The organism is Streptomyces sp. NBC_00237, assembly GCF_026342435.1.
Classification (GTDB): domain Bacteria; phylum Actinomycetota; class Actinomycetes; order Streptomycetales; family Streptomycetaceae; genus Streptomyces.
This window is the reverse complement of the sequence record NZ_JAPEMT010000005.1, coordinates 57,371-82,439: the sequence shown is the minus strand read 5'-3', so window position 1 is coordinate 82,439 and position 25,069 is coordinate 57,371. Positions and strand designations below refer to the sequence as shown.

The following is a 25,069-nucleotide window of genomic DNA, read 5'->3' as shown; positions in this document are numbered from 1 at the left end:
GCCCGTCGCCCGCTGATCACTCTCCGGCCACCTTCCGCGGGTACGCTGCGCACCACTCACCCCACCCTCCGCACGGCGGTGCCCCGCCGCGCGCACTCCCGGGACGGCGCCACCCTTGATGAGCTGGTTCGAATCCTTTGTGCTCGGTCTGGTCCAGGGCCTGACCGAGTTCCTGCCCGTCTCGTCGAGCGCCCATCTGCGGCTGACGGCGGCCTTCGCGGGCTGGCACGACCCGGGGGCGGCGTTCACCGCGATCACCCAGATCGGGACCGAGACCGCGGTGCTCATCTACTTCCGCAAGGACATCGCGACGATCCTGAGTGCGTGGTTCCGGTCGCTGCGGGACAAGTCGATGCGGGGCGATCACGATGCGCAGCTGGGGTGGCTGGTGATCGTGGGGTCGATCCCGATCGGGGTGCTCGGTGTGACGCTGAAGGACCAGATCGAGGGCCCGTTCCGGGATCTGCGGCTGATCGCGACGACGTTGATCGTGATGGGTGTGGTGCTGGGTGTCGCGGACCGGCTGGCGGCGCGGGCGGAGCGGGAGACCGGGCGGCACACGGCGGGGAACCACCGCAAGACGCTGAAGGATCTCGGGGTGAAGGACGGTCTGATCTACGGGGTGTGCCAGGCGATGGCGCTGATTCCGGGGGTGTCGCGGTCGGGGGCGACCATCAGTGGCGGGCTGCTGATGGGGTACACGCGGGAGTCTGCGGCGCGGTACTCGTTCCTGCTGGCGATTCCGGCGGTGCTGGCGTCGGGGGTGTACGAGCTGAAGGACGTGGGAGAGGGCCATGTGGCGTGGGGGCCGACGATCTTCGCGACGGTGATCGCGTTCGTGGTGGGGTATGCGGTGATCGCGTGGTTCATGAAGTTCATTACGACGAAGAGCTTCATGCCGTTCGTGTACTACCGAGTGGCGCTGGGGGTCCTGTTGTTCGTGCTGGTGAGCATGGGCGTGCTGAGCCCGCACGCGGGCGAGTCGGCGGGGTAGAAATCAGCCCGTCCGGCAATTGAGGACACGCGGGGGCAACCATTCCAGCCCGTCCGGCGTTTGAGGACGCGCGGCGAAGCTGTGCAGGGGGCAAGGGGCGTAGCCCCAGGAACGAACAGCAACCCACCATGACCCGCGCGATGAGCGCCCCCGCCCCACCCCTATTTCTTCGCGGCGACCGCCGCCCCCGCGTCCACGATCCCCAGCCCCAGCTTCGCCAGCTTCTGCGGGTTGTGCGCCGTGGAGCGGATCGCCTCCATGATCTGGTCCGGCGTGCGGCCCTGCTGGTGCAGGAGGGCGGCCACCGCCGAGACGTAGGGAGCCGCCATCGACGTTCCGTCGAGCGTCCCGTACCCGGACTTGTTCTTCTTCGTCTCCTGCGTCTCGTACGTGGGCAGAGTCGAGAGGATCTTGACGCCGGGGGCCGTCACCGCGTCCTGCGCGCCGAAGTTCGAGAAGTCGGCCGGTTTGTTCGCGGGGCCGCTCGCGCCGACGACCAGGACCGGGGTCTGCGGCTTGTACGGCTGGAGGACGGTGCCGTCGTTCCCGGCCGCCGCCACGACGACCGCCCCCTTCGCGTGTGCGGCCGCGATCGCCGGGTTGAGGACGCCGCCCTTGAGCAGGCGGGCCATCAGGCCCGATTCGCCGAGGGAGAGGTTGATGACGTCGGCGCCGTGCTCGGCGGCCCAGAGGATGCCCTTGGTGATGTTGGCGTTGCTGCCGCTGCCGTCGGCGCCCAGCACCCGTACCGGCATGATCTTCGCGCCCGGGGCGCCGCCCGCGATGCCGATGCCGTTGTCGGTCGCGGCGGCGGCGATGCCGGAGACGTGGGTGCCGTGGCCGTTCTCGTCGGTGGGGTCGTCGTCGTTGTCGACGAAGTCGTGGCCGTCGACGAACCGTCCCTTGAGGTCGGGGTGCTTGAGGTCCGCCCCCGTGTCGACCACCGCGATGACGGTGTCGTCGCCCTTCGTGGTCTTCCACGCGTCCGGGAGCTTGATCGCGTCGAGCGCCCACTGCTGGCCGCGCATCGGGTCGGGGGTCGCCTCGTCGCCCCCGCAACCGGTGACCAGCGCCGCCGAAGCGACAGCGGTGGCGAGCAGAACGGAGGTGGTGCGCCGCAGACCCATGTGTACGCCTTCCGGAGTGACCGATTGATTACGGAATGAGCACTTCTGCCCGATCGTAGGAGGGCCGCGTTTCCGCCGCACGGCGAGCACCCGTGCCCCACGGGCCCTTGGCGGCGCGCCCGTGCTGCCCGAGACTGAGCCGATGACCCAGCGTGTGGAGCTCGCGACCGTAATGGACCGGCTGGCCATCGACGCGGTGATCACCGGCTACGCGGTGGCCGTGGACGATGCCGACTGGACGGCGTACCAGGCCCTCTTCACCCCCGACGGCCGTGCCGACTACCGCTCGGCCGGCGGCATCGAGGGCCCGGCGGGCGAGGTCGCCGGGTGGCTCGCGGAGATGCTGAAGCTGTTCCCGGTACGCCAGCACCTGATCGTCAACCGGCGGCTGCACCTGGAGGACCTCGACGGGTACACGGGTGACCGGGCCGAGCTCCAGGCGGACTACGTCAATCCGATGCGGCTGGAGCCGACGGGGCGGCCGGGCGGCGCGTCCGCCCCGAACTTCGTGACCGGCGGACGGTACTCCTTCGAGCTGCTGCGCTCCGACGACGGGGTCTGGCGGGTGCGCGGGGTGACCGTCCACGAGAAGTGGCGGCGCACCGGCCCCGACGCGGCGTGACGCCCGCCGTCGCCTGACGCCCACTGTCCCCCTCTGCCCCGCTCCCCCACACTGGGGTCATCACTCCGGTGGTGAGGAGGCGCGGGATGCCGAGGCACTGGGTGTCGGGCATGCGCCCAGGTCGCCTGCGACAGGGCGACGCGGGCGGCGGATCCGACGTGGGCCGAAGGGGCCGAGGGGGCCCTGGACGTCCGGTAGACACGGTGGGCCCGGTGCGTACGGACGTGGCTGCTGCCGAGGCACACGCCCTCGACCGTAAGGACACCGGGCCGAAGGCACGGAGACGAGCCCGCGCCCCCCGGCTCACCCCCCGCCGCCGCGCCCTCGCCGCCCTCCTCGCCGGGGCCCTGCCCGTGTTCGCCTTTCCCGCACCCGGGCTGTGGTGGTTCGCGTACGCGGCCCTCGTGCCCTGGATGCTCCTGTTGCGCTCCGCGCCGACCGGCCGGCGGGCCGCGCTGGAGGGGTGGCTCGGCGGGGTCGGCTTCGTCGTCGCGGTGCACCACTGGCTGATGCCGAGCCTGCACGTGTTCATCGTGGTGCTCGCCGCACTGCTGGGGCTGCTGTGGCTGCCGTGGGGCGTCCTCGTCCGCGCGGTCCTGGGCGGCAGACCGACCGTCCCCCGTGCCCTGGCCGCCGTCGCCGTACTGCCGTCCGGGTGGCTGATGGTGGAGCTGGCCCGCTCCTGGGAGGGGCTTGGCGGGCCCTGGGGGCTGCTGGGCTCCTCGCAGTGGGACGTGACTCCCGCGCTCCGGCTGGCCTCGCTCGGCGGGGTCTGGCTGGTGACGCTGCTGGTCGTGGCCGTGAACACCGGCGTCGTGGTTCTGCTGGCGCTGCCGTACGCCCGCGTCCCGGCCCTCTCCGCCCTCCTCGTCTGCGCCGTCCTCGGCGGGGCCGCCTGGCTCTGGGCGCCCCGCCCGGCGGCGGCCGGCCACGTCGCCCGCGTCGCCGTCGTACAGCCCGGGATCTTCGACGGCATCGGCAGCACCGAGCAACGCCTCGCACGAGGCGAGGAGTTGACCCGTACGCTCGCCGGGCAGCGCGTGGACCTGGTGGTCTGGGGCGAGAGCAGCGTCGGTACGGACCTGCTGGCCCGGCCCGACGTGGCGGACCGGATCACCGCGCTGGCGCGGACGGTCGGCGCGGACGTTCTCGTCAACGTGGACGCGCGCCGTTCCGACCGGCCCGGCATCTTCAAGTCGTCGGTGCTGGTGGGGCCCCGGGGGCCGACGGGGGCGCGCTACGACAAGATGCGGCTCGTCCCGTTCGGCGAGTACGTTCCGGCGCGCGCCCTGCTCGGCTGGGCGACGTCCGTCGGCAAGGCCGCGGGCGAGGACCGGATGCGGGGCACCGCGCCCGTCGTCATGCCCCTGCCGAACGGGCTGCGGCTGGGCCCGCTGGTCTGCTTCGAGTCGGCGTTCCCCGACATGAGCCGCCGTCTGGTCAGGGACGGCGCGGGCCTGCTGATCGCGCAGTCCGCGACGTCCACCTTCCAGGAGAGCTGGGCCCCCGAGCAGCACGCGACGCTCGCCGCACTGCGCGCCGCCGAGACGGGCCGCCCCATGGTGCACGCCACCCTCACCGGGGTGAGCAGCGTGTACGGGCCCGACGGCCGCCGGATCGGCTCGCCGCTGGGCACCGACCAAAGCGCCGCCGCCGTCTACGACGTACCGCTCGCGCGTGGCGTCACCCCGTACGTGAGGTACGGCGACTGGGCCCTCCACCTGGCGATGGCCGTCCTCGCGCTGCTGCTCGCCGCCGAGGGCGTACGGAACCTCAGGAAGCCTGCTCCCGCGCCGTCCGTACCACGCGCTCGCACAGCTCGTGGGTCGCCAGCGCGTCCCGGGCGCTGATCAGCTTTCCGGCGCGTACGGCGTCGAGGAAGCCGGTGACGGCCTGCTCGATGCCGCGCTGGCGGGCGACCGGCACCCAGTCGCCCCGGCGGCGGACGCTCGGCTGGCCCTTGTGGTCGATGATCTCGGCGAGGTTCACGACCTGCCGCTTGGTGTCCTGGCCGGACACTTCGAGGATCTCCTCGGTGGAGCCCGACATCCGGTTCATCGTGCCGATGGCGGTGAAGCCGTCACCGGAGAGCTGGAGCACGACGTGGTGCAGCAGTCCTTCGACCGTGCGCGTGCGCACGTCGACGTGGTCGATCTCGCCGGGGGCCAGGAAGCGCAGCGTGTCCACGACGTGGATGAAGTCGTCGAGGACGAAGGTCCGCGCGTCCTCGGGCAGGCCGACCCGGTTCTTCTGCATCAGGATCAGCTCGCGCGGGTGCTCGACGCACTGCGCGTAGCCGGGGGCCAGGCGCCGGTTGAAGCCGACGGCGAGGCTGACGCCGCGCGCCTCGGCCAGCTCCACCAGCCGTACGGAGTCGGCCAGTTCGTAGGCGAGGGGCTTGTCGACGTACGTGGGGACGCCCGCATCGAGCAGTGCCGTGACCAGCTCGGGGTGCGCGGACGTGGAGGCGTGCACGAACGCGGCGTCCAGACCCTGCGCGAGGAGCCCGTCGAGCGTGGTGTGGGTCCGGTCGGTGGGGACGCGGTGGGTCTCCGCGACCTGGGCCAGCTTGGCGGGCGTACGGGTCTGGAGGTGGATCTCGACCCCCGGAAGGGTCGCGAAGACGGGCAGGTACGCCTTCTGCGCGATGTCGCCGAGGCCGATGACGCCGATCTTCACGGGGGTCTCCCTCTGTGCCGCTAGGACTGTTGTGCCTGGTGAACGGGTGTCCGGGCAGCATACGTGCGCTGCGGCGGCCGCCAGTCGCAGACTCCGTCGAAGGCCCGCAGGGCGAGCGCGGAGGGCCCCAGGCTCGCCAGCCGGAGCACGGCGTCGCGGACCGCCACGGCGGGGGCGCTGTCCAGCATGGCCAGCTGGGCGATCCTCGCGGACTTGGCGACGATGCCGGTCGTACGGGGCAGCCGGTCGGCGGTGAAGGCGGCCAGCCCCGCGCCGAGGTCCGCCGCGGGGTCCAGGTGGTGGCCGAGGACGACGCCGTCCTCGATGGCTTGGTTGCCGCCCTGGCCCATGGTCGGGCACATGGCGTGGGCGGCGTCGCCGACGAGGACGGTGCGGCCCCGGTGGAAGGTGTCCAGCGGGGTGCTCATGTGGAAGACGTCGTGCCGCAGGAACGGGGCGTCGGCGGCGGCGATGATCTGCGGCACGGGGTGGTGCCAGTCGCCGAAGCGGCGCAGCACTTCCGCCTTCTCGCCGTCGGCGGAGCGGTCCCCGGCGGGCGCGTGGGCGGCGGCGTAGGCGTAGATCCGGCCGTCCTTGAGCGGCTGGCTGCCCCAGAGCCTGCCGCGTCCCCAGGTCTCGTGCGGCGCGAAGGGCTCGGCGGGCGCGGGGACGACGACGCGCCAGGTGGTGAACCCGGCGTAGACGGCTCCCGGGTGCCCGGGGAAGAGGACGCCGCGCACCCCCGACCGCACGCCGTCGGCCCCGATGACGAGGTCCGCCTCGATGTCGTCGCCGTCGTCGCCCTCTTCCGTACGGACCACGGCGGGGCGTCCGCCGGGCTCGCCCGCGTCCACGAGCGATGCGGCGGCGCCGGTGCGGACGACGCCATCGGGCAGTCCGGAGAGCAGGACGTCCACGAGGGTGGCGCGGTGCAGCAGGACCAGCGGGCCGCCGAAGCGTTCGACCGCGGCGGCGCTGTCGGTACGGGACAGCCAGCGGCCGTTCGGCGCGCGCAGACCGCCCTCGCCCTGCCAGGCGGCGAGGTCGCGGACGGTCTCGCCGAGGCCGATGACGTCGAGGGCGCGCAGGGAGTTGGGGGCCAGACCGATCCCGGCGCCGACCGGGTCCAGGGAGGCCGCCCGTTCCAGGACGGTGACCTGCCAGCCGCGCCGGTGCAGGGCGACGGCGGCGGTGAGGCCGCCGATTCCGCTGCCGACGACGACGGCGCGGCGCTCGGTCGCGCTCTGCGGCAGGGGCTGGGACGAGGTCTGGGGCTGCTCGGACATGACGCCTCCTGGGTGACTACATCTGTAGTGACGTCTGGCACGCTACTACACATGTAGTGAGCCCGGTAGATTGGGCACATGAACGCACGCACCGCAGCCGCCTCGCGCACCGAGCGCATCGCCGACGCCGCCCTGAAGCTCCTGGTCGAGCGCGGCATGCGCGGGCTCACCCATCGGGCCGTGGACGAGACGGCGGGCCTGCCGCAGGGCTCCACCTCCAACTGCGCCCGCACCCGTCAGGCCCTGCTGGAGCTGGCGGTGCGGCGACTGGCCGTGGTGGAGGGGGAGGCGCTGGGGCTCCGCTCGCTCCCCGGTCCGGGAGCGGCCCCCGACCTCGGCCAACTGGTGGATTTGCTCGCGCGGGTCCTGCACCGGTACCTGACCGAGCACCGTTCGCTGCTGATCGCCCGGTACGAACTGGGCCTCGAAGCCACCCGCAGGCCCGAGCTGCGGGAGTTCTACGACGCGACGGGGCGGACGGGGTTCCGGGCGCCGCTGGTCGCGATGATGACGGCCGCCGGGTCCCAGGAGCCCGAGCGGCACGCGCTGTCGCTGGTCGCGTGGGTGGAGGGGCTGATGTACTCCTGCGCGGCGGGCTCCTACCACGCGGCCGTGCCGACGCGGGCGGAGCTGCGCACCGGGTTCGACGAGCTGCTGCGCGGGATGCTGGGGCCGGGAGGCGCCGCGTAGGTGACTGTTCGTACGCCGCCTAGGGGACTGTTCGTACGCTGCGTAAGCACGTGGCCCGCGCTTCACTCGTGTGGGGCAAAATCGGGCTCCTGGCTTCCCCAACGGGGACCGCGATCAGCAGAGTTGCGCGGGTGCACCGAACAAGAACCGTGACGAGAACCGCAGCGACGCTCCTGGTGGGGGTCGCCGTGTCGGCCGTGTCGGGCTGTGTCTCCGCCGACGCCGGACAGGCCGGGCAGCCGGGACGGCCCGGCCCGCCCGCAGTCGAGTACCCCGCCGCCCAGCAGCCGCACGCGCCCCAGCTTCCCCATCTGATCGGGAACGGCGGCAGCCCCGACCAGCTCGTCGAGGCTCCCGTCCACGAGGTGCTGGAAGCGGCCCTGCTGCCGTCCGAGCGCGTTCCCGGGCCCGCTGCGGCCCCGCCCGCCACCGGCGAATCCCCCCGCAAGGCCGAGCGCGACCAACCGAAGAAGCCCGCGCGCCGGGACGCCCCGGAGCCTCCCGCTCCGCACCAGCCCGCACCCCGGCACAAACCGGACCGCAAGCCGGACCGGGGGCCCGCCCTGCCGAAGCTCCCCACCTCCGCGGCCGACGTCTGCGCACTGGGCACCGGCTACGGCGGCTGGAAGCACAACAGCCCCGAGGCGCGCATCTGCCGGGAGACGTACGGGGGTTGAGACCCCCGTGCGGGAGACCCCGCACGGGAGACCCCGCACGGGAGACGCGGCAACGGGCGGGGCGGCGAGGAGGGCTCCTCACTCCCCCGCCAGTCGCGCCTCCAGCCGCCGGATCGCGTCCCGCACTCCCAGCCCCCCGTGCCCCTGCTCCGCGAAGGCGTCGTACAGGGCGCGGGCCCGGCCCAGATGGATGCGGGCCGCCTCCGGGCGGCCCAGCTTCACGTAGTCGGCGGCCAGGCCCAGGTGCAGAGAAGGGCGGAACCCGTGCAGTTCCGCCGACGGCCGCTCCCCTCCCCGGCCGCCGTCGCGGCCGTCGGCGGCCGCCAACGCCCGCAGGTCCCACAGCAGTTCGTCCCGGGGGTCGTCCTGCGCGGCCGCCAGGTAGTGCGCGGCCATGCAACGGTGCCACGGGTCGCCCTGCGGGCCCAGCTCCTCCCACAGCGCCTCGAACCTGCTGCGGGCCTCCTGCCGGTCACCGGCGTGCAGCAGGATCGCCGTCTGCCCGATCCGGGTCATCACGGCGTCCCCCGACGTCTCCTGCTGCTCCGTCACTGCCGCCTCCACGGGTCCCGCACTCACTGGTTCCCGTGACGCTAGCCGCAGGCACCGGCAATCCCGCTCAGGCTCAGCCCAGGTTCGGCAGGGTCCAGTCGATCGCCGTGTGGCCCTGCTCGGCGACGGCGGCGTTGATCTGGGTGAAGGGACGCGAGCCCCACCACTTCTTCGCGGACAGCGGGGACGGGTGCGCGCCCTTGACCACGGCGTGCCGCTCGGCGTCGATCAGGGGGAGCTTCTTCTGCGCGTAGTTCCCCCACAGCACGAAGACCGCCGGGTCGGGGCGGTCGGCGACCGCGCGGATCACCGCGTCGGTGAACTTCTCCCAGCCCTTGCCCTTGTGCGAGTTCGCCTCGCCCTTGCGGACGGTGAGGACCGCGTTGAGCAGCAGCACGCCCTGCTCGGCCCACGGCATGAGGTAGCCGTTGTCCGGGATCGGGGTGCCCAGCTCCTCGTGCATCTCCTTGTAGATGTTGCGCAGCGAGGGCGGCGTCTTGACGCCCGGCCGTACCGAGAAGCACAGCCCGTGCCCCTGGCCCTCGCCGTGGTAGGGGTCCTGGCCGAGGACCAGGACCTTCACCTCGTCGTACGGGGTGGCCTCCAGGGCGGCGAAGACCTGCTCGCGCGGCGGGTAGACCGGACCGGCCGCCCGCTCCGCCTCGACGAACTCCATGAGCTCCTTGAAGTAGGGCTTCTCCAGCTCCTCGCCGAGGACCCCGCGCCAGGACTCGGGCAGCATCTGGATGTCCGTCACGTCAACAACCTCCGGTGAGCGATTCGTTCTTCTCGAAGAACCTACCGGCCACCACTGACAACGCCGCCCGGAGCCCGCACGCACCCCCGCCGTCTCCTAGTCCCAGCTGGTCTTGCGGTACAGCTCCCACACCTGCATGACCGTCTGCGGGTCGAGCGTCAGCTCGGCCCCGCCGATGTCCTCCAGGGTGGCGACGTACATCTTTCCCTGCCAGAGCGGCAGCAGCCGCGCGTCGCGCAGCAGGACGTCCTGGGCCTGGACGAAGTAGTCGATGGCCTTGTCGCGCCGGACCTCGCGGCGGGACTTCGGCAGCAGATTCCCGGTGATCTCGGGGACGACGTACGGCGTGGAGATCGCGTTGTTCTCGCCGACGAAGGGCGAGACGAAGCTGTCCGGGTCCGGGTAGTCCGGTGCCCAGCCCCGGCCGAAGACCGGGAACGAGCCCTTCTGCACGCCCTGGGAGAACTCCTCCCACTCCAGGCCCTTGATCGTGATCCTGAACAGCCCCGATGCCTCCAGCTGCCGCTTCAGCTCGGCGAACTCCAGGGCGGTCGCCGAGCCGTACCGGTCGGTGGGGTACCAGAACGCAAGCGGCACGGGCTCGGTGATGCCCGCGGCGCGCAGGATGCGCTTCGCCTCGGTGGCGTCGGCCCTGCCGTACGTGTCGAAGAAGTCGGTGGTGTGCCCGGCGATGCCGGTCGGGATCATCGAGTACAGCGGTTCGGCGGTGCCCTTGAAGACCTTCTCCACGAGCGCGGGCCGGTCGACGAGTTGGGCGACGGCCCGGCGGACGGCGGGCTTGGCGGCGTACCGGTCCTTCGGGTTGAAGACCAGGTAGTGGATCTCGGAGCCGGGCGACTCGGTGACCTTGATCGGGCCGTTCGACTGGTCCTGGAGGCCGACGATCTGCTCGGCGGTCAGACCGCGGAAGGTCGCGTCGATCTGCTTGTCCTTGAGGGCCTTGACCATCTTCGCGGAGTCGTCGAAGTAGCGGATGGTCACCGCCTCGTTCTTGCGGTCGGCGAAGCCCTTGTAGGTGGGGTTGCGCTCCAGGTCCGCGCCGGAGTCGGCACCCTTGGGGCGGTACGCCTTCATGACGTACGGGCCGGAGCCGACCACGGAGTTGTCGGTGCGCAGCGAGCCCGCCGGGTACGCGCCCGGGCTGACCAGCGCCATGCCGGGAGTGGCCAGGACGAACGGGAAGGTCGCGTCGGGCTTGTTGAGCCGGAAGACGACCTTGTCCTTGCCCTCCGTCTCGACCGTCTGGAGGCTGCTGAGCAGGCCCTTGGGACCGCCGTCGGCATTGATCCTGACGATGCGCTCGATGGAGTGCCGGACGGCCGCCGCGTCGAGTGCGGTGCCGTCGGAGAAGGTCAGCCCCGGTTGGAGGGTGCACGCGTAGACACGGTGGGCGGTGTCGGCGAAGCCGCAGGACTTCGCGGCGTCCGGAGTGGGGGACGAGGATCCTGTCGGGTAACTCAGCAGCGTCTGGAAGACGTTGCGGTAGAGCTCCCAGGAGCCGTCCCAGGCTCCGGCCGGATCCAGCTTGCTCGGTTTGCTCGTCGTGCCCACGCTCAACCGGTGTTCCGGCTCGGAACCTTCCTCGGTCAGCACCCCGCAGCCCGTCAGCAGGGATAGGGACGTGAGGGCTGCGGCCGCCCGCAGACTCCTGGCCCGGTCAAACACGTGCACGCTCCTCGATCAGCCGTGGGGTCGGCAGACCATACCGCAACGGCCCGCCGGAGCAACGAAGTTGTCCAGCAGGCCGCAGGCGGAGGGGGAACATTCAATTCCGCACATTCCCGGGTGCGTAGGGAGTTACCGAACGGTAGTCTTCACCGAATCTCCCTCACCCCGCACCGGTCTTACCCCGTACCGGTCGCACCCCGTACCGGCCTCAGCCCACCCCGGCGTTGAGGAAGATGCCGCCGTCCACGACGAGCGTCTGACCCGTGATCCAGTCGGACTGCCCGGAGGTGAGGAACGCCGCCGCACCGCCGATGTCGGCGGGCACGCCGAGCCGCCCCAGCGGGTACGCGGCCGCCGCCTCCTCCTCGCGGCCCTCGTAGAGCGCCCGCGCGAACTTCGTCTTCACCACGGCGGGCGCGATCGCGTTGACGCGCACCAACGGGGCGAATTCGTGGGCGAGCTGGACGGTCAGGTTGATCATCGCGGCCTTGCTCATGCCGTACGCACCGACGAAGGGCGACGCCGAGACGCCCGCCACGGAGGCGATGTTGACGATCGCCCCGCCGTGGGCGCTCTGCCACGCCTTCCAGGTCTGCTGGGCGAATCCGAGCGCCGAGATGACGTTGGTCTCGTAGACCTTGCGGGCGACGTTCAGGTCCATGTCGGCCATCGAGCCGAACACGGGGTTGGTGCCCGCGTTGTTGACCAGGAAGTCGACCCGGCCGAACGCCTCCATGGTGCGCGCGACCGCGACGGCCTGGTGCTCCTCGTCGGCGGCCTTGCCCGCCACGCCGATCGCCCGGCCGGGGCCGAGCCTCTCGACGGCCTCCTTGAGGGCGTCCTCGTTGCGTCCGGTGATGCAGACCCGGTCACCTCGGGCGACGAGCGCCTCCGCGACGCCGTAGCCGATGCCCCGGCTGGCGCCGGTGATGAGCGCGACCCTGCCGCTGTCCTGCACTGCTGCTTCTGTCATGAGCTCAGTCCCTTGGCGCGGCGGGTCAGTTGAGGGGTCCACCGGCGACGTACATGACCTGTCCGGAGACGAAGCCCGCCTCGTCGCCGGTGAAGAACGCGATGGCGTTGGCGATGTCCTCGGGCTTCCCGACGCGCTGCACCGGGATCTGGGTGGCGGCTGCGGCCTGGAAGTCCTCGAAGCCCATGCCGACCCTCTCGGCGGTCTGCGCGGTCATCTCGGTGACGATGAAGCCGGGGGCGACCGCGTTGGCGGTGACGCCGAACTTGCCGAGCTCCTTGGCCAGGGTCTTGGTGAAGCCCTGGAGCCCTGCCTTGGCGGTGGCGTAGTTGGCCTGGCCCCGGTTGCCGAGCGCGGAGGACGACGACAGGTTGACGATGCGGCCGAATTTCGCGTCCACCATGTGCTTCTGGACGGCACGCGCCATCAGGAACGCACCCTTGAGGTGGACGCCCATGACGGTGTCCCAGTCCAGGGCGCTCATCTTGAAGAGCAGGTTGTCGCGGAGTACGCCCGCGTTGTTGACGAGGATCGTCGGCGCGCCCAGTTCGGCGGCGACACGGGCCACGGCGGCCTCCACCTGCGCCTCGTCGGACACGTCGCAGCCGACCGCGAGGGCCTTGCCGCCCGCCTTGGTGATCTGCTCGACGGTCTCCGCGCAGGCCGCCTCGTCGAGGTCGAGGACGGCGACGGCACGGCCCTCGGCCGCGAGCCGTACGGCGGTCGCGGCTCCAATGCCGCGCGCCGCCCCGGTCACGATCGCCACGCGCTGCTCGGTGGTGGACATCCCTGTTCTCCTCGCCCTTGGGAACCGGCCCCGGGGGGGGGGGCCGCTCAACAGCTGAGCAACCGCTTAGTAGCCTCAGCAGTCGTGACGCTAGAAGCCACGGCACCCGGTGTCAACGGCCGCCCCGGTCCTGGACGAAGGTCACACCCCGCACACGGGTGTCACCTGACCAACAGGTCGAGCAGCCGTTCCAGTTCCGCCTGCGGATCGGCCGTCAGTCCGGTGTGCACGGGCCCCGGCTGTACGACGGCGGAGCGCGGCGCGCTGAGCCAGCGGAACCTCCGCCCGGGGTCGTCCCCGGCCGCCTGCCCGGCGCTCCCGCCACCGCCGCACAGGCCCTCGACGGCCCCCAGCGCGGCCCGTACGCCGACGACGTCCGCCCCGGGGTCGAGCACCCGGAGCTTCTCCTCGTCGAGGTGCGTGAGGGCTGCCGCGTACGACTTCGCCCGGCAGTAGACCATCACGCCCGCGTTGAACATCTCGCCGCGCTCGACACGGGGCACGACGCGCAGCAGCGCGTACTCGAAGACGTGCCGCTGGACGGGGGCCTCGGAACCGACGGGGGCCTCGGGGCCAGTGGGGGCCCCGGAGCTCTGGTGCTCGCTCACTTCTTGTCTCCGCCGTCCTGCTGCGACTGCTGCGCCTGCTGCCGGTCCTTCTTCGTGGGGTGCGGCCACGGCTTCACGTGCTCGGTGAGCCAGCCGGGGGCCTGCGAGGGCCGGTCCCCGGTCGGTGCCTCCAGCGTGATCCGCTCGTGCACGGTCGCCGCCCTCGGCAGCAGCGCGTCCACGTACGCCCGGCGCAGCGCGTCGGTGGTGTCGAAGCCGGGCTCGTCGGCCAGCCACACGTCGGGCACCTGGGCGGCGACCTCGGTGAGCAGTTCCTCGGTCACCAGCGGGGCGAGTTTGGCGGCGGCGGACGCGATGTCGGGAAGGAACGGGGCCAGCGCGTGGTCGGAGGCGTTGTACGGCTTGGCCGAAGCGCTCTGCGCGGTGGGCCAGTTGTGGTGCCAGATCATGGTCGCGCCGTGGTCGATGAGCCACAGGTCGCCGTGCCAGACCATCATGTTGGGGTTGCGCCAGGAGCGGTCGACGTTGTTGATGAGCGCGTCGAACCAGACGACCTCGCCCGCTTCGGCGGAGTCGACCTCGTACGCCAGCGGGTCGAAGCCGATCGAGCCCGGCAGGAAGTCCATCCCGAGGTTCAGGCCGCCGCTCGCCTTGAGCAGCTCCTGCACCTCCTGGTCGGGCTCGCCGAGCCCGATGACCGGGTCGAGGTCCATGGCGACCAGCCTCGGCACCCGCAGCCCGAGCCTGCGCCCGAGCTCGCCGCAGATCACTTCGGCGACCAGCGTCTTGCGGCCCTGTCCGGCACCGGTGAATTTCATGACGTACGTACCGAGATCGTCGGCCTCGACGATTCCGGGGAGCGAGCCGCCCTCACGCAGGGGCGTGACGTAGCGGGTCGCGATGACTTCGGTCAGCATTTTCCCAGGTTATCGGGCCCCGGGCCCGGCACATCCACAGTGCGTGACCCGGACGGGGCCCGGGTCACGCACCGCGGGAGCTACGCGCTCAGGGCGACTGGAAGGCCAGTCGTACGGCGAAGCCGATGAGCAGGACTCCCGTCACCTGTTCGATGCGGGCGCGCACGCGCGGCCTGCGCAGCCACTTGCCGAGGTGGTCGACCGTGAGCACGTACAGGCTGAACCACAGCACGTAGATCACGGCGAACACCAGCGACAGGAGCAGCGCCTTGGGCAGCACGCTCCCCCGCGACGGCAGGAACTGCGGCAGGAACGTCACGAAGAACAGCGCGACCTTGGGGTTGAGGGCGTTGGACAGGAAGCCGTTGCGCAGGTGCCTGCCGCCCCGCTCCGCCGGGTCCCGCGTCGCGGTGTCGGGATCCTCGCGCAGGGTCTGCCGGGCGCTGCGCAGGGTGGCGATCCCCATCCACACCAGGTAGACCGCACCCACGATCTTCAGCACGGTGAAGGCCGTCGCCGAGGCGAGCAGCACCGCGGAGATGCCGAGGGTCGCCGCCGCGACGTGGACGCTCAGCCCGAGCAGCCCGCCGAGCATCGTGAGCAGCCCGGCCGTGCGTCCGGCCGCGAGCGCGTTCCGGGTGATCAGGGCCTGGTCCGGGCCCGGGATCATCACGAGTACCGCGGACGCGGCGGCGAAGGTCAGCATGTACTCCTCTCCTCCGTACGCAGCCCCGCGACCGCGCCCGCGAGGGCCCGCAGCACCGGGGCGGGCCGCTCCCGCAGGTAGAAGTGCCCACCGGGGAAGCGGCGTACGGTCACCTCGCCCGTGGTGAGCTCCCGCCATGCCTCCAGCTGTTCGGCGGTGACCCGGTCGTCGGTGCCGCCGAGGACCGTCACGGGCAGGTCCAGGGGCTCCTGCGGCCGCCAGGTGTACGTCTCCAGGACCTGGTAGTCGGCGCGCAGGGCGCGGACGGCGAGGTCGCACAACTCGGGCGAGGCGAGGACCTCTTCGGGGATGCCGCCGTGCAGCCGGGAGACCGTTTCGAGCAGTTCCCGGTCGGGCAGTTCGTGCAACGGCCCGCTGGTGCGCGGCAGATGGGGTGCGGGCATCCCGGACACGACGAGGCGGGCGGGCAGCGGCCGTCCGGCCGCGCGCAGTGCCCGGGTGATCTCGTACGAGACGAGCGAGCCGAGGCTGTGCCCGAAGAAGGCGTACGGCGCGGCGTCGAGCGGCACCTCGGCGAGGAACGCCGTCACCAGGGCGTCCATCGAGGTGAGGACGGGTTCGTCGGCCCGCGAGCCGCGGCCCGGCAGTTGGACGGCGTACGGTACGACGCCCGGCAGGCCGCGGGCCCAGCGCAGGTACTCCGCGGCGGAGCCGCCCCCGTGCGCGAAGCAGTAGAGCCGGGGGGCGGCGGGCCGGGGCGGACCGCTGATCAGCCAGCGGGGTGAGGTGGTGGTCACGGGGTCCGCACGCTCCCCCCGGAGAGCGGCGCGGTCAGGTGGCGGGCCAGGGCGTCGGCGGTGAAGTGACCGAAGACGTCCCGGGGGCGCACCTGGACGCCGAGTTCGTCGCCGATCCGGGCGCAGAGCACCAGGGTGGTCGCGGAGTCGACGCCCAGCTCGTCCAGGGGGGTCGTGGGGTCGATCTCGTGCGGGGCGACGTCGAGGATCTCGGCGAGGAAGCCGACGATCCACGCCACTGTTCCGGCGTGGGACAGCCGGGGGGCGGGGGCCGACCGGTCGGAGCGGGCCGACGGGGAGGCCGTGGTGGCCTGGGAGGTCGAGGTGGTCTGGGTGGTCTGGGTGGTCTGGGTGGTCTGGGTGGTCTGGGTGGTCTGGTTCATTGCCTACTTCTCCTCGGGCATGAGCTCGGACCGGCCGAGAAGGGTTTCGAGGTGGCCGTCGAGTGCTTCCACGGTGGTGTACTGCAGGAGCGTGCCGACCGGCACGGCGACGTCGAACGCCGATTGCAGGCTGGCGGCGAGCCGGGCGGCGAGCAGCGAGTCGCCGCCCATTTCGAGGAAGTCGTCGGCCAGGTCGACGCTGCTGAGGCCGAGCACCTCCTGCCAGATCCCGACCAGCTTGAGCTGGCGGTCGGTGCGCGGCGGCCTGGCGGGCCTGCCTCGGGTCGCGCCGCGCGCCCCGGCCTTGGCGAGGGCCGCGCGGTCCACCTTGCCCGTACCGCTGAGCGGGAGTTCGTCCAGGGCCAGGAGCTGGGCGGGCACCATGTGCCGGGCGAGGTGTGCGGCGGCGAAGGTGCGCAGTTCGTCCGGGGCGAACCGGCGGCGGGCCTGCGGCCCCTGGGCGACGATCACGTCGAAGCCGACGGAGGAGGGGCCGCCGGTGGTGGTGAGGACGGCGGCGTCCGTGAATCCGGCGGCGGTCAGCTCGCGCCGCCACTGGTCGCGGTCCAGGAGGCAGTGTCCGGTGCGCAGGTCGGTGTCCTCGAAGCTGTCGAAGCCCTGCTGGAGGCCCATGACGAGGTCGAACCACGGGTGGAAGGTGGTCTGTTCGACCATCAGGAGGACGCCTCCGGGCGCGAGCACGGACCGCAGGCTGTGCAGGGTGCGCCGGATCTGCCGCATGTCGTGCAGCACGCTGGCCGCGACGACCAGGTCCGCCGCCTGGTTCTCGAAGCCCTGGGTGGCGGGCGGCTGGTCGAGGTCGAAGAGGTCGTAGCGCACGAACGGGTGGTCGGCGAAGGCGGTCTGCGCCTTGTCCATGAAGTAGCGCGAGATGTCCGTGAAGACGTACTCGGTGCGGTCGGCCGGGAGGAGGGGCAGCAGGTGCTGGGTGAGCGAGCCGTAGCCGCCGCCGACCTCCATGACCTTCAGGGGCCGGTCCGCGGGCCACTGGCGGACCATCTCGCGCACCGCGTCGGTCGCCGCCGCGTACGTCGGACCGAACAGCCGTGCGTACACGCCGGGCGTGCGGTCGGAGGCGTACAGCTCGGCGGAGTGGATGCTCTGGGTGAGGACACCGGCCAGGTCGCCCGCGAGGGAGAGCATCCAGTCGCTGACGTCCTCGGGGATCTCCAGGACGTCCCCCAGCACGGTGCGTACGCGCGCGCCCAGTTCGGCGGGCAGCCCGGCGGGCAGTTCCCGGGCCACCTCCAGGCCGCCCGCCGTGGCGCGCAGGTGGCCGTGGGCCGTCAGGGCCTCGACCGCGCGGGCGAGCCAGCGCTCGTAGCGGGGTGCTACTCCGGTGCCGCGCAAGGCCGCCGGGTCGAACGCGTCGCCCTCGGCGTACGGCAGGCCGAGGGCGCGGAAGGCCGCGGCGGTCGCCGTGAGGTACACGTCGTTGAGCGCGTCCCAGGCGAGGCGCAGCTCTTCGGGCGCGGGTCCCTCGGCGGGCCGTCCCGCAGTCGAGCACAGGGCCTGCCACTGCCCCCGGCTGACGTCCGGGTCGGCGTGCTCGGTCACGAAGAGGGTGTCGTCGTCCTTCGCCGGTACGACGTACCCGTAGAGGAGGGCGGCGCCGCCCGCGCCCTGGGACTTCACCACCACGGCGGCGTCCACGCCCGGGTGCCGGGTCAGGGTCGTCTCGATCTCGCCGAGCTCCACCCGGTGGCCGTTGATCTTGACCTGGCCGTCGCGGCGGCCGAGGAACTCGATCGTGCCGTCGTCCGTGTAGCGGCCGAAGTCACCGGTGCGGTAGAGGCGTTCACCGGTGCGCGGGTGCGTCACGAAGCTCGCCCCGGTGCGCTCCTCGTCCGCCCAGTAGCCTCGGGCCAGACCGACGCCGCCGATGTAGAGCTCGCCCGCGGTCCACACCGGGCACGGCGCGAGTCCGGCGTCCAGGACGTGGAAGGTCTGGTTGCGCAGCGGCGTTCCGTACGGGACGCTCTTCGCGCCCTGCGGGACCTCGTCGACGCGGTGGTGGATGGACCAGATCGACGCCTCGGTGGCACCGCCCAGGCTGACGATCTCGGCCTCGGGCCACAGGGCGTGGATGCGGCCCGGCAGGTCGACCGGTATCCAGTCGCCGCTGAGCAGCACCAGCCGCAGCCGCTCGGGGATCTCGCCGCCCGCCTCCAGGTGTTCCACCAGCATCTGCATCTGGGCGGGGACGGAGTTCCAGACGCTCACCCCGTGCTGTCCCATGGTCTTGGCCCAGTGCGCGGGTTCCGAGCGCAGGTCCGGATCGGGCAGGACGAGTGCGGCGCCCGCGGCGAGCGTACCGAAGAGGTCGTAGACGGAGAGGTCGAAGCCGAGGTCGGCGAGGCCGAACACCCGGTCGTCGGGCCCGATGCCGAACCGCTCGTTGATGTCGACGACGGTGTTGAGGGCGGCGTGGTGCTCGATCATGACGCCCTTGGGCGCGCCGGTCGACCCCGAGGTGTAGATGACGTACGCCAGGTCCTGGGGCGCGGCCGGTCCCGAGGGGTGCCGCACGGCGCCGCCCGGTACGGCGGGCAGCCGGTCGGTGAGGACGCGCGGGATGCCGTCGGGCCAGGCGAGGGCGGTGTCGAGTGCGGCGTCCGTGACGGCGGCCAGGGCCCTGCCGTCCTGGAGGATGCGGGCCCGCCGCTGCGCCGGGAGGGCCGCGTTGACCGGGAGGTAGGCGCCGCCGGACATCAACACGCCGTAGGCCGCGGCGACTTGGTCGGGGCCCTTGTCGAGGGTGATGCCGACGAGGTGGTCCTCGGGCACGGCCGCGCCGAGGCGCGCACCGACGGCGGTGCTCACGGCGTGGGCGCGGGCGGCCAGTTCCCCGTAGGTGACGGCGCGGGTCGTGGTCAGGACGGCGGGCCGGTCGGGGTCGGCCGCGGCGCGGTCGAGGAAGGGCTCGTGGAGCAGGCCGGTGGGGCGCTCGCCCTCGGTGGCGTTGTGCCGTTCGCGGCCGGTGAGCTGGTGCGCGGGCAGCGTGACGGCGAGTTCCTCGCCCCACATCGTCTCGTCGTCCGCCAGCCGGGCGACCAGGCCGCAGTAGGCGGCGAACATGTCGTCGAGCAGCCCGGCGGGGAAGAGTTCCTCCACGCAGTCCCAGGTCAGGTCGAGCGACCCGGTGATGTCGATGACCTGGTGGTCGAGCCACACCTGCGGGGTCTGGCTGACGCGGTAGGTGATGTCGCCGAAGTAGTCCATGGAGCCCGACACGTCGGCGGCGGTGCCCAGACCGCTGGTGAAGACCACCGGCATCGTCTCGAACCCGCTCTGGAGTCCGAGCCTGCGCCGCTCGCGCAGCGTCTGGAGGGCGCTGACCTGCCGGTGCCGCAGGTCCTTCTGGAGCTGCGCCTGCGTGGCCTCGACGCGGGCGTCCAGGGTGCGGCCCGTCGAGGCGTCCATCTCCAGCAGGCAGATGGAGGTGAAGTCACCGACCATGCGGCGCAGATGGGGGTGGACGATCCGCTTGCCTCTGTCGTTCTGCGCCAGGATCAGCGGGAGCCGGTTGAAGAGGGTGAGGTTGAGGGTGAAGCGGCGGGTGCCGCTCCAGGCCGCGAGCACCTCGGAGAAGACCGTCGCGAGGACCGCGGTGGGGGTCAGGCCGTGCTCTTCGCAGCGGTCCTGGAGGCGTTTCCACGCCTCTTCGGGGAGGTGGAACTCGCGGTGGGTGAAGCGCGGTTTGTGCACGCTCACCGGGGACTTGGCCAGCGGCAGGTCCGGGGGCGGGGCGAGCGCGGTGGCACGCGAGGTCCAGTACTCCAGGGCTTTCTGGTGGCGGGGCGCCTGGGAGCCGCGTTCGAGGGCCAGCGCGTAGTCGCGGAAGGTCACGTCGACGGGCGGGAGCTGAAGACCGGGGTCCTGGCACAGGGCGCTCCACTCGCTGAACAGGAGCGTGAGGCTGGCCAGGTCGACCATCAGGAGGTCGAGGCTGACGTGCAGGCGGTCGTGTCCGGGCAGCCGGGTGAGCCTGATGTCGAACAGGGGCCAGTCCGCTGCGGTGTAGACGTGGTGCGACATCTCGTCGCGGATCTCCTGGAGCGTGCGTTCCGCTTCGTCCTCGGGTGCGGAGCGCAAGTCCGTACATCGCACCCGGAATTCGGGCACCTTCTCCAGGACCCGCTGCTGCCCGTCCTCCCCCACGACGGCGCGCAGCATGTCATGGCGTTCGATCAGGTGCCGCCAGGCACGGGAGAGGACATCGGGGTCCAGGCGTCGCCCCTCCAGTTCGAAGTAGGCGTGCGGCGCGACGTTGCCCAGGACGAAGTTGGAGCCCCGCCCGACCCAGTACGCGTACTGGATCTCGGTGAGCGGGAACTTCTGATATCGGTCCTGCGGCGTTCGCGCGCCGGAGGTGCTGCTGTGCGTGGCTGTCATGAGTCTTCCTCTCGTGGACCGGCAGGCCGAGGCGCGCTGCCGGTGAGGGGCGGGAGCGTGGAGGGGGGCCGGGCGGGGTGGCTACCGCAGTTGCTTCGCGGCGGTCGGCGCGGCCGTCTGCTGCCGTCTCGCGGTCAGCAGCCCGGCGAGTACGGTGACGAGGGTGCAGCCCGCCGCGAGGCCCAGCCAGACGACGGTGCCGCTGCCCGTGAGGGCCAGTCCCACACCGATGGAGGGCCCCGCGAACTTGCCCACGCCCATCATCGAGTTGACGAGGGCGTTGGCGCGGGTCAGCTCCCGGTCGGGCACCATGGAGATCAGCCAGGGGTGGAACGAGCACGAGTACGCGCACTCTCCCAGGCCGAACAGCACGACGTACAGGAGGAGTCCGGCCATCCGGAATCCGAACGGCGCGAGGGCGAACAGTCCGGCCACGACGTAGGCGACCACCCACAGGCCGACCGCGACGCGCAGTCCGGTCAGCTCCGTCCTGCTCTCCAGGCGGCGGGTCATCGGCCGCTGGAAGGCGACGATCACCGTGACGTTCACGAAGAGCATCAGCGAGACCGTGAACAGCGGCATGTCCATCAGGTCCGTGGTGACCAGGGGCGCCGTGGCGTCGAACTGGCTGAAAGCGAACAGCGACGCGGCGAGCTGGAACAGCGCGACGGGCATCATCACCTTCCACAGCGCGAACACCGGCAGCGGAGCCGCCTCCTCGTCCCCCTCCTCGGGCTGCACCGGCGGCGGCACGTGCCGCCGCACGGCGAGCATGGCGATCATCAGGGGCAGGATGCCCAGCGCGTTCGCCATGAAGAAGTACGGGATCACCGTGCGGGGCAGTGCCAGCACCAGCAGACCCGACACGAGCGAGCCGCAGGCGAGCGTCGCGTTGAGGACGGCGTAACGCCGGGCGAAGACCTTGCGGCGCTCCTCGGGCGTGATCAGTGCGTTGATGAGCGGGATGAGCGCGGCCATGAAGCAGCCCTGGCCCGCCCCGACGCCGATCCCCGAAGCCACCAGCACCGGGTAGGAGCTGATGGCGGAGACCCCGAGGTAGCCGAGGAGCCAGAGCAGGGTGCCCAGGACGCCGAGCGGGATGCGGGCCAGCTTCACGGCGCCGGTGCTGAGCAGCAGCGCCACCACCAGGTTGGCGATGCCGCTGGTGCCGTAGAACACGGCGACGCCCGCGGTGCCCACTTCCGGCCGGTCCGCCAGGTAGATCGCCGTGTAGGGCATGGCCAGGCCCAGGCAGAACGAGGACAGGCCGTGGGCGCCGATCAGGCTGTCGACGGGGCGCAGCCGACCTGTCCTGCCCGTACGGCCCGTTCGGCTAGTCGCGGGCACGGGCGGTCGCCTCCGCGAGCGGTGCGATGTCGTCGACGACCAGCGGGGCAGCGGCGTCCAGGGCCCGTGCGCAGGCCGCTTCGTCGGGTCCCGCGGCGAGGAGCACGGCCGTGCGCGGGATGACCTGCCGGGGTGGCAGGAGGAGGGTGGCACCCGGTTCGACGAGTACGTCCGCGTGGACGATGCCCTCTGCTGCGGCTGCCTCCGCGACGTCGACGCGGTCCACCCGGCCGTCGTACGCCGGGTAGCAGAAGCGCACTTCGGCGCACTGGTGCACGGTCGGCGTGAGATCGGGCGTCCGGCCGACGGCCAGTTCGGCGGCGGCGACGACCAGGTCGATGCCGGTGGCGATCCTGGCGGCGTACGGGATGAGGTCGCCGCCCAGCCTGCCGTTGAGCTCGACCAGCCGGGGCCCGGCGGGGGTAAGCCGCAACTCGGCGTGGGTGACGCCGAGTTCGACGCCGAGCGCCCGATGGGCGGCGACGACCAGCTCGCGCACCTCCTCGGCCCACGGCGCGTCGGCCCAGCCGGTGACCAGGTGGCCGACCTCCTCGAAGTACGGGGAGAAGCCGAGGCGTTTGCGGGCGACGTGCACGGGGGTCGCCACGCTGTCCCGGACGACGCTGTCGACGCTGATCTCGGGGCCCCTGAGGTACTCCTCGACCAGTACGCCGTGGCCGGTCGGCAGGGTTCCGTAGCGGGCTCCCTCGGCCAGGGCGAAGGCCCCACGCACCTCCTCGGCCCCGTGGGCGAGGACCACGCCGAGGGAACCGGCCTGCGCGCGGGGCTTGATCACGACGGGGTGGCCGATCCGTGCGGCGACGGCCTCGGCCTCGTCGGCGGAGTGCACCAGGCCGTACCGGACGGTGGGCAGCCCCGCGTCGTCGAGGAGGCTGCGCATCACGTACTTGTCGCGGCAACGGGCCGCGGCCCGGGGCGACATGTGCGCGAGACCCAGCTTCCGGGCCGCGCGGGCGGTGGTCTCCAGGACGGCCTCTCCCCAGGTGAGCACCCCCGATCCGGGCCCGCTGAGCGCGGCGAGCCCCGCCGTCACGGCCTGCTCGTCGCCGAAGTCCGCGACCTGCCAGTCGGTCAGGTACCGGCGCTGCCAGGTGGGTTCGGCCGGGAGCAGGGCGGACAGCCGGTACCGCTCGGCCAGTGCCGCGAGGGCGTATTCGCGGTAGGGCCTGCTGCCACTACCCACAACCGTTAGATGCGCCTTGCCTGCGGGCATGGCTGGCCTCCCCGTACGTCTGAGTGATGTCGTTCCGACCGGAAGTTGGCGGTCGAGGTCACCGGGCCTCGGCGCGCAGCGGGCGCATGGCGACGGTGAGGCGGTGCAGTTCGGTGAGCACGCCGTCGGCGGAGCGGCCCATGGCCTCGGTGCCGTCGAAGCGGCCGTCCGTGAGGTAGGAGTCGACGCCGTGCACCGACACGGCGGCGGTGACCGGGAACATCTTCAGCGTGGTGACGACCTGCTTGGTCATCTGCACGGCGCGCAGTCCGCCGGAGGTGTTGCCGTAGCTGACGAAGGCGACCGGCTTGTACTGCCACTCGAAGTACAGGTAGTCGAGGGCGTTCTTGAGCGCCGCGTTGATGCCGTAGTTGTACTCGGGGGTGACGAACACGAACGCGTCCGCCGCGTCCACGGACGCGCTCCACTCACGGGTGTGGGGCTGGGTGTAGTTGCGCTCCGAGGGGTGGTGCGGCTCGTCGAGGAGGGGCAGGGCGAAGTCGAGGAGGTCGACGGGGCGGACGTCGAAGGTCCCGGCCTTCTCCGCGATCTCGGTGAACCACGAGGCGACCGCGGGGCCGGTGCGTCCGGGCCTGGTGCTGGCGGTGACGACGTGCAGTCGGGGCTGGGACATGGGGGGGGGACTCCTTGGGTGGTCTGGGGGGTCAGGGACGGAGCCAGCCGTAGGCGTGGTCGACGCGGAACCGGACGACGAGCCTGCGGTCGCTCACCATGGCGGCGCGGTACTCGTCCCAGTCCGGGTGCTCGCCCTGGACCGCGCGGAAGACGTCGATGAGTTCCTCGACGGCCTTGTCGTCCGGGTGGGCGGCGACGGCGGAGAGTTCGGCGGTTCCCTCGTAGACCGCGTACGAGCCCCCGTCGGGGGTGGTGACGTGCAGGCTCACCCGGGGGTCGCGGCGCAGGTTGTGGGTCTTGGCCCGGTCCTCGGTCGTGCTCAGCCGCACGGTGCGGGTCGCGTCGTCGTACCAGAAGTCGACGTTCGAGAGCTGGGGGCGGCCGTCGGCCTTGAGGGCGCAGAGCACGCCTCGCTGGTACGTGGTGAGCAGGGGCAGGAAGGGGGCCGGGTCCGTGCCGGGCATCGTCGGTCCTTGTCTGTGGGAGGCGTCGTCCGGAGACGTCGTCGGGGGACGTCGTCGGGGGACGTCGCCGGGGGCTTCGGCCGTGCGTGTTCCGCTCAGGCCGGGCGCAGTTCCAGGAGCTGGAACTCCAGCGTGGTGTCCGGGTCGGGCGTGCGCCGCTCGGTGCGCAGGACGTCCACGGCGAGGCCCGCCTCGGCGCAGACCGAGGCCAGGAGTGCGCTGTTGCCGATGCTGCTGAAACCCAGCAACAGCCTTCCCCCTTCCGCCAGATGACCGGGGGCGTCCCGGGCGAAGCGGCGGTGCGCGTCGTAGCGCGGGTCGAAGAAGGCGTGGTGCAGGTCGGTCTCGTTGACGAAGTCGTCCGGCGCCTCGGCGAAGTTGGAGTTCCAGAAGATGAGGTCGAACCGCTCGTCCGGCTCCAGGGCCGAGAACAGGTCGCTGTGCAGCACGCGCGCGCTGTCGCCGACCTCGTGCCGCTCGATGTTGCGGCGGGTGTTCTCGACCGCGGCGGCGCTGATGTCGAGCGCCGTCACCGAGCGGCATCCGGACTGGGCCGCGATCACGGCGGTGACTCCGGCGCCCGACCCCATCTCCAGGAAGCTGCCGCCCTGCGGATAGGGCAGCCAGGACGAGAACAGCTCGGTGACCGGGGTGTACGTCGGGCTGAACACGCCGTCCAGCAGGGTCCAGGTGCGGTCGAGCAGCGTGAACTCCGCCGCGCGCCGGTCGTCCTGCTGGTGGCGGCGGAGCAGGTCGCTGCCCCGGGCGAATCCGGCGTCGTCCTTCTTGTCCATGACGTGTGCTCC

At 72.0% G+C, this 25,069-nt stretch carries 24 protein-coding genes; 5 read left to right on the top strand and 19 right to left on the bottom strand.

The genetic code is table 11. The features are described from left to right. Positions 1-118: 118 nt before the first annotated feature. Complete coding sequence (locus OG897_RS36240) at positions 119-994, top strand: undecaprenyl-diphosphate phosphatase (RefSeq protein WP_266663899.1); 876 nt, start codon at positions 119-121, stop codon at positions 992-994. A 161-nt stretch (positions 995-1,155) separates the two neighbouring features. On the opposite strand, the gene OG897_RS36235 is transcribed toward OG897_RS36240, so the two are convergent. After that, the gene (locus OG897_RS36235; protein ID WP_266663897.1) at positions 1,156-2,121 is read right to left on the bottom strand and encodes a S8 family serine peptidase; all 966 of its coding nucleotides are present in this window, start codon (positions 2,119-2,121) and stop codon (positions 1,156-1,158) included. Between the two features lie 142 nt (positions 2,122-2,263). Between OG897_RS36235 and OG897_RS36230 the strand changes: the two genes are divergently transcribed. After that, the gene (locus OG897_RS36230; protein WP_266663895.1) at positions 2,264-2,743 is read left to right on the top strand and encodes a nuclear transport factor 2 family protein; all 480 of its coding nucleotides are present in this window, start codon (positions 2,264-2,266) and stop codon (positions 2,741-2,743) included. A 110-nt stretch (positions 2,744-2,853) separates the two neighbouring features. After that, complete coding sequence (gene lnt, locus OG897_RS36225) at positions 2,854-4,593, top strand: apolipoprotein N-acyltransferase (RefSeq protein WP_266663893.1); 1,740 nt, start codon at positions 2,854-2,856, stop codon at positions 4,591-4,593. Here lnt and OG897_RS36220 read toward each other — a convergent pair. Both OG897_RS36220 and OG897_RS36215 read right to left on the bottom strand, forming a co-directional pair. After that, complete coding sequence (locus tag OG897_RS36220; protein ID WP_266663891.1) at positions 4,517-5,422, bottom strand: Gfo/Idh/MocA family protein; 906 nt, start codon at positions 5,420-5,422, stop codon at positions 4,517-4,519. The two genes, lnt and OG897_RS36220, sit on opposite strands and share 77 nt — an antisense overlap. Positions 5,423-5,442: 20 nt before the next feature. Next, the gene (locus OG897_RS36215) at positions 5,443-6,708 is read right to left on the bottom strand and encodes an FAD-dependent monooxygenase (protein ID WP_266663889.1); all 1,266 of its coding nucleotides are present in this window, start codon (positions 6,706-6,708) and stop codon (positions 5,443-5,445) included. Positions 6,709-6,786: 78 nt separating this feature from the next. Here OG897_RS36215 and OG897_RS36210 point away from each other — a divergent pair, with 78 nt between their 5' ends. After that, the gene (locus OG897_RS36210; RefSeq protein WP_266663887.1) at positions 6,787-7,398 is read left to right on the top strand and encodes a TetR/AcrR family transcriptional regulator; all 612 of its coding nucleotides are present in this window, start codon (positions 6,787-6,789) and stop codon (positions 7,396-7,398) included. 149 nt (positions 7,399-7,547) lie between these two features. Further along, positions 7,548-8,075, top strand: coding sequence for a hypothetical protein (locus tag OG897_RS36205; protein WP_266663885.1), 528 nt, complete (start codon positions 7,548-7,550; stop codon positions 8,073-8,075). Positions 8,076-8,153: 78 nt separating this feature from the next. Here OG897_RS36205 and OG897_RS36200 read toward each other — a convergent pair whose 3' ends face one another. From OG897_RS36200 to OG897_RS36125, 16 genes are all read right to left on the bottom strand, one after another. Further along, the gene (locus tag OG897_RS36200) at positions 8,154-8,627 is read right to left on the bottom strand and encodes a hypothetical protein (protein ID WP_266663883.1); all 474 of its coding nucleotides are present in this window, start codon (positions 8,625-8,627) and stop codon (positions 8,154-8,156) included. A gap of 73 nt (positions 8,628-8,700) precedes the next feature. After that, entirely contained in the window at positions 8,701-9,384 is a 684-nt protein-coding gene (locus OG897_RS36195) for a uracil-DNA glycosylase (RefSeq protein ID WP_266663881.1), read from the bottom strand. 96 nt (positions 9,385-9,480) lie between these two features. After that, entirely contained in the window at positions 9,481-11,070 is a 1,590-nt protein-coding gene (locus OG897_RS36190) for an ABC transporter substrate-binding protein (RefSeq protein ID WP_266663879.1), read from the bottom strand. 211 nt (positions 11,071-11,281) lie between these two features. Continuing rightward, a complete protein-coding gene (locus OG897_RS36185) occupies positions 11,282-12,046 on the bottom strand; it encodes an SDR family oxidoreductase (protein ID WP_266663877.1) in 765 nt (254 codons plus the stop codon). A gap of 25 nt (positions 12,047-12,071) precedes the next feature. Then, positions 12,072-12,833, bottom strand: a complete 762-nt coding sequence (gene fabG, locus OG897_RS36180; RefSeq protein ID WP_266663875.1) for a 3-oxoacyl-ACP reductase FabG — start codon at positions 12,831-12,833, stop codon at positions 12,072-12,074. A gap of 161 nt (positions 12,834-12,994) precedes the next feature. Then, positions 12,995-13,348, bottom strand: a complete 354-nt coding sequence (locus OG897_RS36175; protein ID WP_266664578.1) for a DUF3037 domain-containing protein — start codon at positions 13,346-13,348, stop codon at positions 12,995-12,997. A gap of 89 nt (positions 13,349-13,437) precedes the next feature. Next, positions 13,438-14,319, bottom strand: coding sequence for a HipA family kinase (locus OG897_RS36170; RefSeq protein WP_266663873.1), 882 nt, complete (start codon positions 14,317-14,319; stop codon positions 13,438-13,440). Between the two features lie 88 nt (positions 14,320-14,407). Continuing rightward, positions 14,408-15,025 (bottom strand): LysE family translocator, encoded by a 618-nt coding sequence (locus tag OG897_RS36165; protein ID WP_266663871.1) that lies wholly within the window; start codon positions 15,023-15,025, stop codon positions 14,408-14,410. Beyond that, positions 15,019-15,783 carry a thioesterase II family protein gene (locus OG897_RS36160; protein ID WP_266663869.1) on the bottom strand — a complete coding sequence of 255 codons (765 nt, stop codon included), beginning with the start codon at positions 15,781-15,783 and terminating at the stop codon, positions 15,019-15,021. Before OG897_RS36160 ends, OG897_RS36165 begins: the two co-directional genes overlap by 7 nt. Beyond that, on the bottom strand, positions 15,780-16,166 hold the full coding sequence (locus tag OG897_RS36155) for an acyl carrier protein (protein WP_266663867.1): 387 nt from the start codon (positions 16,164-16,166) through the stop codon (positions 15,780-15,782). The genes OG897_RS36160 and OG897_RS36155 overlap by 4 nt, the downstream gene beginning before the upstream one ends. A gap of 3 nt (positions 16,167-16,169) precedes the next feature. Beyond that, a complete protein-coding gene (locus OG897_RS36150) occupies positions 16,170-20,582 on the bottom strand; it encodes an amino acid adenylation domain-containing protein (protein WP_266663866.1) in 4,413 nt (1,470 codons plus the stop codon). Between the two features lie 81 nt (positions 20,583-20,663). Beyond that, complete coding sequence (locus OG897_RS36145) at positions 20,664-21,929, bottom strand: MFS transporter (protein ID WP_266663865.1); 1,266 nt, start codon at positions 21,927-21,929, stop codon at positions 20,664-20,666. Further along, entirely contained in the window at positions 21,916-23,163 is a 1,248-nt protein-coding gene (locus tag OG897_RS36140) for an acetyl-CoA carboxylase biotin carboxylase subunit family protein (protein WP_266663863.1), read from the bottom strand. Before OG897_RS36140 ends, OG897_RS36145 begins: the two co-directional genes overlap by 14 nt. Before the next feature lie 58 nt (positions 23,164-23,221). Continuing rightward, the gene (locus tag OG897_RS36135; RefSeq protein ID WP_266663861.1) at positions 23,222-23,797 is read right to left on the bottom strand and encodes an NADPH-dependent FMN reductase; all 576 of its coding nucleotides are present in this window, start codon (positions 23,795-23,797) and stop codon (positions 23,222-23,224) included. 31 nt (positions 23,798-23,828) lie between these two features. Further along, a complete protein-coding gene (locus tag OG897_RS36130) occupies positions 23,829-24,263 on the bottom strand; it encodes a PPOX class F420-dependent oxidoreductase (RefSeq protein ID WP_266663859.1) in 435 nt (144 codons plus the stop codon). Positions 24,264-24,358: 95 nt separating this feature from the next. Then, complete coding sequence (locus tag OG897_RS36125) at positions 24,359-25,057, bottom strand: methyltransferase (RefSeq protein WP_266663857.1); 699 nt, start codon at positions 25,055-25,057, stop codon at positions 24,359-24,361. Positions 25,058-25,069: the final 12 nt, after the last annotated feature.

Coding starts and splice junctions, on each gene's coding strand:
- OG897_RS36140 (WP_266663863.1), bottom strand. CDS start 23,163: ATGCCCGCAGGCAAGGCGCATCTAACGGTTGTGGGTAGTGGCAGCAGG.
- OG897_RS36155 (WP_266663867.1), bottom strand. CDS start 16,166: ATGAACCAGACCACCCAGACCACCCAGACCACCCAGACCACCCAGACC.
- OG897_RS36125 (WP_266663857.1), bottom strand. CDS start 25,057: ATGGACAAGAAGGACGACGCCGGATTCGCCCGGGGCAGCGACCTGCTC.
- OG897_RS36240 (WP_266663899.1), top strand. CDS start 119: ATGAGCTGGTTCGAATCCTTTGTGCTCGGTCTGGTCCAGGGCCTGACC.
- OG897_RS36215 (WP_266663889.1), bottom strand. CDS start 6,708: ATGTCCGAGCAGCCCCAGACCTCGTCCCAGCCCCTGCCGCAGAGCGCG.
- OG897_RS36185 (WP_266663877.1), bottom strand. CDS start 12,046: ATGACAGAAGCAGCAGTGCAGGACAGCGGCAGGGTCGCGCTCATCACC.
- OG897_RS36135 (WP_266663861.1), bottom strand. CDS start 23,797: ATGTCCCAGCCCCGACTGCACGTCGTCACCGCCAGCACCAGGCCCGGA.
- OG897_RS36235 (WP_266663897.1), bottom strand. CDS start 2,121: ATGGGTCTGCGGCGCACCACCTCCGTTCTGCTCGCCACCGCTGTCGCT.
- OG897_RS36150 (WP_266663866.1), bottom strand. CDS start 20,582: ATGACAGCCACGCACAGCAGCACCTCCGGCGCGCGAACGCCGCAGGAC.
- fabG (WP_266663875.1), bottom strand. CDS start 12,833: ATGTCCACCACCGAGCAGCGCGTGGCGATCGTGACCGGGGCGGCGCGC.
- OG897_RS36165 (WP_266663871.1), bottom strand. CDS start 15,025: ATGCTGACCTTCGCCGCCGCGTCCGCGGTACTCGTGATGATCCCGGGC.
- OG897_RS36210 (WP_266663887.1), top strand. CDS start 6,787: ATGAACGCACGCACCGCAGCCGCCTCGCGCACCGAGCGCATCGCCGAC.
- lnt (WP_266663893.1), top strand. CDS start 2,854: ATGCGCCCAGGTCGCCTGCGACAGGGCGACGCGGGCGGCGGATCCGAC.
- OG897_RS36130 (WP_266663859.1), bottom strand. CDS start 24,263: ATGCCCGGCACGGACCCGGCCCCCTTCCTGCCCCTGCTCACCACGTAC.
- OG897_RS36230 (WP_266663895.1), top strand. CDS start 2,264: ATGACCCAGCGTGTGGAGCTCGCGACCGTAATGGACCGGCTGGCCATC.
- OG897_RS36170 (WP_266663873.1), bottom strand. CDS start 14,319: ATGCTGACCGAAGTCATCGCGACCCGCTACGTCACGCCCCTGCGTGAG.